The 7,691-nt window shown below is 73.0% G+C and carries 7 protein-coding genes; 6 read left to right on the top strand and 1 reads right to left on the bottom strand.

Translation table 11 applies throughout. The features are described from left to right. Positions 1–163 precede the first annotated feature (163 nt). Both VGD85_RS04055 and VGD85_RS04060 read left to right on the top strand, forming a co-directional pair. On the top strand, positions 164–373 hold the full coding sequence (locus VGD85_RS04055) for a ferredoxin (protein ID WP_331062167.1): 210 nt from the start codon (positions 164–166) through the stop codon (positions 371–373). Between the two features lie 96 nt (positions 374–469). Next, on the top strand, positions 470–2,323 hold the full coding sequence (locus VGD85_RS04060; protein WP_331062168.1) for an acyl-CoA dehydrogenase: 1,854 nt from the start codon (positions 470–472) through the stop codon (positions 2,321–2,323). Positions 2,324–2,369: 46 nt separating this feature from the next. Here the strand turns inward: VGD85_RS04060 and VGD85_RS04065 are convergent, their stop codons facing one another. Continuing rightward, complete coding sequence (locus tag VGD85_RS04065; RefSeq protein ID WP_331062169.1) at positions 2,370–3,251, bottom strand: LysR family transcriptional regulator ArgP; 882 nt, start codon at positions 3,249–3,251, stop codon at positions 2,370–2,372. Positions 3,252–3,322: 71 nt separating this feature from the next. Between VGD85_RS04065 and VGD85_RS04070 the strand changes: the two genes are divergently transcribed. The 4 genes from VGD85_RS04070 (at position 3,323) to VGD85_RS04085 (ending at position 7,537) form a co-directional block, all read left to right on the top strand. Continuing rightward, positions 3,323–3,925, top strand: coding sequence for a LysE/ArgO family amino acid transporter (locus VGD85_RS04070; protein ID WP_331062170.1), 603 nt, complete (start codon positions 3,323–3,325; stop codon positions 3,923–3,925). A 97-nt stretch (positions 3,926–4,022) separates the two neighbouring features. Further along, a complete protein-coding gene (locus VGD85_RS04075; RefSeq protein ID WP_331062171.1) occupies positions 4,023–5,759 on the top strand; it encodes a GAF domain-containing SpoIIE family protein phosphatase in 1,737 nt (578 codons plus the stop codon). 27 nt (positions 5,760–5,786) lie between these two features. Then, positions 5,787–6,605, top strand: coding sequence for a maleylpyruvate isomerase N-terminal domain-containing protein (locus tag VGD85_RS04080; protein WP_331062172.1), 819 nt, complete (start codon positions 5,787–5,789; stop codon positions 6,603–6,605). Beyond that, positions 6,602–7,537, top strand: a complete 936-nt coding sequence (locus VGD85_RS04085) for an oxidoreductase (RefSeq protein ID WP_331062173.1) — start codon at positions 6,602–6,604, stop codon at positions 7,535–7,537. Before VGD85_RS04080 ends, VGD85_RS04085 begins: the two co-directional genes overlap by 4 nt. Positions 7,538–7,691: the final 154 nt, after the last annotated feature.

Raw genomic sequence — 7,691 nt, forward strand, 5'->3', positions numbered from 1 at the left:
GCGGGCTGCCCGGTCGCGGCGCCTGCGCGCACCCCGACGGCACCGCCGCGTTCGTGGCCACCGCGCTCGACGTCTGGGCCGACGAGGTCGCCGCCCACCGCCGGCACGGGTCCTGCGGACGCGCGTACGCCGGCGTCCTCCCGCTGGACGGCGGGGCCGCGCGATGAGCCGTCCGAGGCGGATCGAGGTCGACTGGACCCGCTGCGACGGGCACGGGCTGTGCGGGCTGCTGCTGCCCGAGAACCTCGCCAACGACGCCGACGGCTTCCCGGTGGTCCACCGCCGGGAGGTCGCCGACCGCGACCTGCGGCACGCCCGCCGGGCCGTCTCCGCCTGCCCCGCCCTGGCGCTGCGGCTGGAGTCCGCGGCCTGAGGGAGGACCGTGACGTTCGCCGCCTGCCTTGCTGGGCTACTGGTCGGTACGTATCATGGAAGTTACTGACGAGTACACAATCGCGAAGGTGGGGCCGTGAGCCACTACAAGAGCAACATGCGCGACATCGAGTTCAACCTCTTCGAGGTGCTCGGTCGTGACGAGATCCTCGGGACCGGACCGTTCGCCGAGGTCGACACCGAGACCGCCCGCGCGATCCTCGCCGAGGTCGACCGCCTCGCACGCGAGGACCTCGCCGAGTCGTTCGTCGAGGGTGACCGCAACCCGCCGGTCTTCGACCCGGCGACCAACACCGCGCCGATCCCGGAGGCCTTCCTCAAGAGCTACCAGGCCTGGATGGACGCCGAGTACTGGCGCCTCACCACGTTCGCCGAGCTCGGCGGCACCCCGGCGCCGTCCAGCATCTGCTGGGCCATGGGCGAGCTCGTGCTGGGCTCGAACCCCGCGATCTGGATGTACGGCGCGGGCCCGATGTTCGCCGGCGTGCTCTACCGCAACGGCAACGAGCGCGACCGCCAGATCGCGCAGCTGATCGTCGACCAGGGGTGGAACACCACGATGGTGCTCACCGAGCCCGACGCCGGCTCCGACGTCGGCGCCGGCCGCACCAAGGCGACCCTCAACGACGACGGCACCTGGAACATCGAGGGCGTCAAGCGCTTCATCACCTCCGCGGAGGGCACCACGGACCAGGTCATCCACATGGTGCTGGCCCGCCCGGTCGGCGTCGAGGGCGCGGGCGGCCCGGGCACCAAAGGCCTGAGCCTGTTCATCGTCCCCAAGTACCACTTCGACCTCGAGACCGGTGAGCTCGGCGCGCGCAACGGCGCCTACGTCACCAACGTCGAGCACAAGATGGGCATCAAGGTCTCCAACACCTGCGAGCTGACGTTCGGCGACCCGGGCGTGGGCGGCGGCGAGCCCGCCGTCGGCTACCTGCTCGGCGAGGTCCACGACGGCATCGCGCAGATGTTCCAGGTCATCGAGAACGCCCGCATGATGGTCGGCACCAAGGCCATCGCGACCCTGTCGACCGGCTACCTCAACGCGCTGGAGTTCGCCAAGGAGCGCGTGCAGGGCGCCGACCTGGCCCAGTCCGCCGACAAGACCGCGCCGCGGGTGACGATCACCCACCACCCCGACGTGCGCCGCTCTCTGATGACGCAGAAGTCGTTCGCCGAGGCCATGCGGGCGCTGGTGCTCTACACCGCGTCCTGGCAGGACAAGGTGATGATCGCCGAGCACAACGGCGAGCGGGACGAGCTGGCCGAGAAGGTCAACGACCTGCTGCTGCCGATCGTCAAGGGCTACGGCTCCGAGCGCTCGTGGGTGCTGCTGGGCACCGAGTCGCTGCAGACCTTCGGCGGGTCGGGCTTCCTGCAGGAGTACCCGATCGAGCAGTACGTCCGCGACGCCAAGATCGACACCCTCTACGAGGGCACCACGGCGATCCAGGGCCAGGACTTCTTCTTCCGCAAGATCGTCAAGGACCAGGGCAAGGCCCTGGGCCACCTGGCCGGGGAGATCCAGATGTTCATCGACAGCGAGGCCGGCAACGGGCGGCTGAAGAACGAGCGCGAGCTGCTGGCCACCGCGCTCGCGGACGCCAACGCGATCGTCGGTCACATGATCAACGAGCTGATGTCCTCCCAGGAGGAGGTCCGCAACATCTACAAGGTCGGGCTGAACACCACCCGCCTGCTGATGGTCCTCGGCGACGTCGTCTGCGCCTGGCTGCTGCTGCGCCAGGCCGAGGTCGCCCTGGAGAAGCTCGGTGGCGACCCGGGCAAGGACCGCGCCTTCTACGAGGGCAAGATCGCGGCCGCGCAGTTCTTCGCGCAGAACAACCTGCCGCGGCTGACCGCGGAGCGCGCGATCGCGGAGTCCATCGACCTGAGCCTGATGGACCTCGACGAGGACGCCTTCTGAGGCACTGACCACGTCGACCCGCCCGAAGGTTTCGGGCGGGTCGACGTCATTTCGGGCGCAGCCCGGTGCGGGCGGCCCGGCGTACGCCGTCGGTGAGCCGGTCCAGGGTGGGCGAGTCGAGCCGCCAGCGCTGCCAGTGCAGGGCGACGTCGAGGTGCAGCCGCCCGGGCAGCGGCTCGAGTCGGCCGGCGCGGACGTCGGGGCGCAGCTGCGGCTCCGGGATCATCCCCCACCCCAGCCCGAGGCGGACCGCCTCGAGGAAGTCCGCCGAGGTGGGGACCCGGTGCGCCACGCCGGTGCGTGCCACGCCACGCAGGGCGAGGACGTCGTGTTGCAGGGTGTCCTTCTCGTTGAACACGACCACCGGCATCCGCGCCCAGTCGACGCCGCGGCCGTGGCGCCAGCGCTCGATGAATGCGGGCGTCGCGGCGGGCAGGTAGCGCAGCGTGCCGATCCGCTCGACCGAGCAGCCCTGCACGGCGGCCGGCTCCGAGGTGACGGCGGCGAGCGCGTCGCCGCTGCGCAGCAGACCGGCGGAGAACGCCTGGTCCTCGACGTCGATGCGCAGCGCGACGCCGGGCCAGTCGGCGACCTCCCCGACCACGCCGCGGAACCAGGTCGCCAGCGAGTCGGCGTTGACCGCGATCCGCAGCTCGACGCTCGAGCGGTGCTCGTGGGCGAGGGCCTCGCGCAGCTCGTCGTGCAGCAGCTGGGTCTGGCGGGCGACCCGGAGCAGCACCTGACCGGCGGCGGTCGGCCGGCACGGCGTGGTGCGCTGCACGACGACCTGCCCCACCTGGGACTCCAGGGCGCGGATCCGCTGGCTCACCGCCGAGGGCGTGACGTGCAGCTCGCGGGCGGCGGCCTCGAACGTGCCGTGGTCGGCGATCGCGACGAGCGCAGCGAGCTGGGCGGGTGGCAGGTCCATGAAGCGATGCTAATGGTGCGTGAGATTGTTTCGTTGGCCTTCATCACCCCGCGGCACCTAGCGTGGTGGCCGTGCTCGACTCCACGTTCACCGGCTTGGTCACCGGCCTGTCGTTGATCGTGGCGATCGGCGCCCAGAACGCCTACGTCCTGCGGCAGGGCCTGGCCCGCGAGCACGTCGGCGTCGTGGTCGCGATCTGCGCGCTGTCGGATCTCGTGCTGATCACCGCCGGGGTGGCGGGCATCGGCACTCTGGTCGAGCGGGCCAGCTGGGTGCTCGACGTGGTGCGCTGGCTCGGCGTCGCGTTCCTCGGCTGGTACGGCGTCACCTCGCTGCTGCGCGCCCGCCGCGCCGACGCCCTCCACGCGGCGGCCACCGGGACGACCGGCGTCCGCGGCGTCGCCGTACGTGCGGTCGCGCTGACCTGGCTCAACCCGCACGTCTACCTCGACACCGTGCTCCTCCTCGGCTCGATCGCCAACCACGAGGGCCCCAGCGGCCGCTGGTGGTTCGCTCTCGGCGCCTGCCTCGCGAGCGTGCTGTGGTTCGCGGTGCTGGGCTACGGCGCCCGTCGTGCCGGGCGGTTCCTGTCCAGCCCCCGGGCCTGGCAGGTCCTCGACGTGCTGATCGGTGTGACGATGCTCGCCATCGCGCTCATGCTGGCCCGCGGCTGACGCGCCCTCACCCACCCTCGCCTCGAAGGGTGAGACGGCGGGACCCTGCGCGGGGTACGGTGCGGCTCGGGGGTACCGGGAGGAGAACCCGTACAGCATGGAGTCCGTTGGCGCCGCAGGTGCCGACCCCTCGTTCGACCGGTACGCCCGCATGGTCTGCCGGACCCTGGGCGCGCCCATCGCCCTCGTGAGTCTGGTCGACGGCGACCGGCAGGTCTTCCCCGGTGCGTGGGGGCTGCCGCCCGAGCTCGACGCCGCGCGCGAGACGCCCCTGTCGCACTCGCTGTGCGCCCACGTCGTCGCCGACGGCGCGCCCCTGGTCGTCGCCGACCTGTGCGCCCACCCCGAGCTGCAGCGGCACCCGGCGGTCGCGGACCTCGGCGTCCGGGCGTACGCCGGCTGGCCGCTGGTCGACCACACCGGGGCCGTCGTCGGCTCGCTGTGCGCGTTGGACCGTGAGCCGCGGCAGTGGACGTGCGCCGACCTCGAGCTCCTCGAGGACCTGGCCTCCGCGTGCGCCACGCATCTCTCCGAGCGGGCGGCCCGAGCCGCGGAGGCCGACCTCGGCCACCGCAGCCGGGTGCTGCTCGCGCTCAGCGAGGGGCTGTCGGCGACCCGGACCATGGCCGACGTCGCCCAGGCCGTGGAGCGGACCGCTCTCGCACAGCTCGGCTGCGCCCGCGCCGGCATGTGGGTGTGCACCGACGACGCGACGTCTCGGACCGGGCAGCCCGAGCAGGTGCTCCGCTTCGTCACCTCGCCGAGCAGCCGGTGGGAGTCCGCGCTGCGCAACGCCCACCTCCCCCTCGACGACTCCAACCCGCTCGGCCTGTCGATCGTGCTGCGCGACCACCAGCACTACCGCGGCCGCGACGAGCAGAACCGCCGCTACCCGCACCTCGACACCACCCGCCAGGTCGGCGAGGCCCGGTCGTTCGTCCCCCTGCTGGGTCGCACCCGCGCGCTGGGCGCGCTCGCCTTGGTGTGGGACCACGTCCGCGACATCTCCGAGGAGGACCGCGTCACGATCGACGCGCTCGCGTCGTACACCGCCCAGGCCGTGCAGCGCGCACTGCTGCTGCAGGAGCGGCTCGACGCGCTGGTCACCCTGCAGAGCTCGCTGCTGCCCCGCCTCCCCGAGCCGGAGAGCCTGGAGCTGGCCGCGCGGTACCGGCCGGCGGCCTCGCGCGACCAGGTGGGCGGCGACTGGTACGACGCCGTCGTGATGCCCTCGGGGGCGACCAGCCTCATGGTCGGTGACGTGGTCGGCCACAACATCGGCGCGGCGGCGATCATGGGCCAGCTGCGCAACATGCTGCGCGCGATCGCCTGGGCCGTCGACGACGCGCCCTCCCGCAACGTCGCCCGGCTCGACCAGGCCATGCAGGACCTCACGGTCGACGGCATGGCGAGCCTGGTGTACGCCCGGATCGAGCAGACCGACGAGCAGCGGTCGCGCAGCGAGCGGACGCTGCGCTGGACGAACGCCGGGCACCCGCCGCCCCTGGTGGTCGCCCCCGAGGGGACGGCGCGGCTGCTCGAGCACGACACCGCCGACCTGATGCTCGGCGTGCTCCCCGACGCGGAGCGCACCGACAACCGCACGACGATCGAGGCCGGCTCGGTGCTGCTGCTCTACACCGACGGGCTGGTCGAGCGGCGCCGCGAGGACCTCACCGACGGGCTGGACCGACTGCGCACCGCCGCCTCGGCCCACCATGGGCTGCCGATGGCGGACTTCGTCGACGCGGTGCTCGGCGATCTCGTGCCCGACCGGCTCGAGGACGACGTCGCCGTGCTCGCCGTCCGCTTCCACGACCAGCAGGTGCCCTGAACCCCAGGAACTACTAGGGTCCTGCGCATGACCGATCCCGGCGCGGAGCTCCGTGAGTACGTCGACGTGTGGTGGCAGGCGGTCAACGACTTCGTCGACCTCCTCGAGGAGCTCGACGAGGAGGAGTGGTCCGCCCCGACCGACCTGCCCGGGTGGGACGTCAAGGCCGTGGCGTCGCACATCGCCCACCTGGAGTCGATCCTCTCGGGCGCTCCCGAGGAGACCGCCGACGTGGGCGAGCCCGACCACGTGACCGGCCTGATGGGCCTCTACACCGAGATCGGGGTGGTCACCCGGCGCGACGCCAGCCCCGACGCGATCATCAACGAGATCCGGTCCGCGGTGACCGCCCGGCACACGCGGCTGGTCGCCGACCCGCCCGCCGACCCGGCGGGTCGGCCCGACCCGATCTTCGGCGGCGTCCCGTGGGACTGGCGCACGCTGCTGCGCAACCGACCGCTGGACGTGTGGATGCACGAGCAGGACATCCGGCGCGCCGTCGACCGGCCCGGCGGCATGGACTCGGCCGCCGCCCGGCACACCGCGGAGTATCTCGCCGAGGGACTGGGCTACGTGCTCGCCAAGCGCGTCGGTGCTCGCGCCGGGACCCGGGTGGTGCTCGAGCTCGAGGGCAGCAGCCCGTTCGCGTTCACGGTGACCGACGCCGGCCGCGGGGAACGGCTGCCCGAGGTGCCGGCCGATCCGGACGTGCTGCTGCGGATGGACCGCGAGGCGTTCATCCGCGTCGCCGGCGGCCGGCGCGACCCCGAGCCCGGCACGGTGGCGATCGAGGGCGACCAGGACCTCGCCGCCCGGATCCTCGACGAGATGGCGACGACCCCGTGAGGCCCGACGCCTGGTCGCTCGCCGACATCCCCGACCAGAGCGGGCGCACCGTGCTCGTCACCGGCACCACTGTCGGCGGGCTCGGCCAGTTCACCGCGCTCGAGCTGGCCCGTCGCGGGGCTCGGGTCGTGCTGGCGGGCCGCACCGCGCAGCGCCTGGAGGAAACCCGCGCGGCGATCACCGCGGAGGTTCCCGGCGCCGCGCTGGAGACGCTCGTCGTGGACCTCGCGGACCTCTCCTCGGTGCGCCGAGCAGCGGCCGAGGCCGCCGGTCTCGGCCCGATCGACGTGCTGGTCAACAACGCCGGCGTGATGGGCACGCCGTACCGCCGTACCGTCGACGGTCTGGAGCTGCAGCTCGCCACCAACCACTTCGGCCCGTTCCTGCTGACCGGCCTGCTGCTGCCGCAGCTGGTCGCGAGCGGCGCCGGGTGCGTGGTCGCGGTCTCCTCGCAGATGCACCGGGTCGCCCGCCGCGCCCCGCTGGACGACCCGCGTTCCCAGCAGGGTCGCTACCGCCGCTGGCCGGCGTACGCCGAGTCGAAGCTGGCCAACCTGCTGTTCACCTACGAGCTCGACCGGCGGGCCCGCCGGGCGGAGCTGCCGATCCGCGCGCTCGCGGCGCACCCCGGATTCGCGGCGACCCACCTCGCCGCGAACGGGCAGTACGGCCGCGCCCGCGGCGGCCGCGCCACGATCCTGGACGCCACGATCAAGGCGGTCTCGCCCAACCGCGCCGACCAGGGCGCCTGGCCGACGCTGATGGCCGCCACCGCCGACCTGCCGGGCGGCACCTACTGCGGGCCGAGCGGGTTCGCGGAGTGGGGCGGCACCCCGCGGGTGACCGACAGCAACAAGCTGTCCCACGACGAGACCGCCCAACGGCGGCTGTGGACGCTCAGCGAGGAGGTCACGGGCATCCGCTACCCGTGACGTCCTCGATGCGGCTCAGTCCCGGTCGCGCACGCGGACCAGCCCGCCGAGCACCGGGACGTACGCCGAGCGGGCCGGTCCGAGCGTGATCGCGCCGTGGTGGTTGTCGCGCAGCACCCCGAGGCCGGTGCGCTCGGCCCACAGCAGCCGGCCG

Origin of the sequence: Nocardioides sp. (assembly GCF_036401255.1) — a bacterium.
Lineage (GTDB): Bacteria > Actinomycetota > Actinomycetes > Propionibacteriales > Nocardioidaceae > Nocardioides.

What these genes read in the sequence shown, in the direction of transcription:
- VGD85_RS04065 (WP_331062169.1), bottom strand. Translation starts at nt 3,251, where the DNA reads ATGGACCTGCCACCCGCCCAGCTCGCTGCGCTCGTCGCGATCGCCGAC.
- VGD85_RS04055 (WP_331062167.1), top strand. Translation starts at nt 164, where the DNA reads ATGAGCCGTCCGAGGCGGATCGAGGTCGACTGGACCCGCTGCGACGGG.
- VGD85_RS04075 (WP_331062171.1), top strand. Translation starts at nt 4,023, where the DNA reads ATGGAGTCCGTTGGCGCCGCAGGTGCCGACCCCTCGTTCGACCGGTAC.
- VGD85_RS04080 (WP_331062172.1), top strand. Translation starts at nt 5,787, where the DNA reads ATGACCGATCCCGGCGCGGAGCTCCGTGAGTACGTCGACGTGTGGTGG.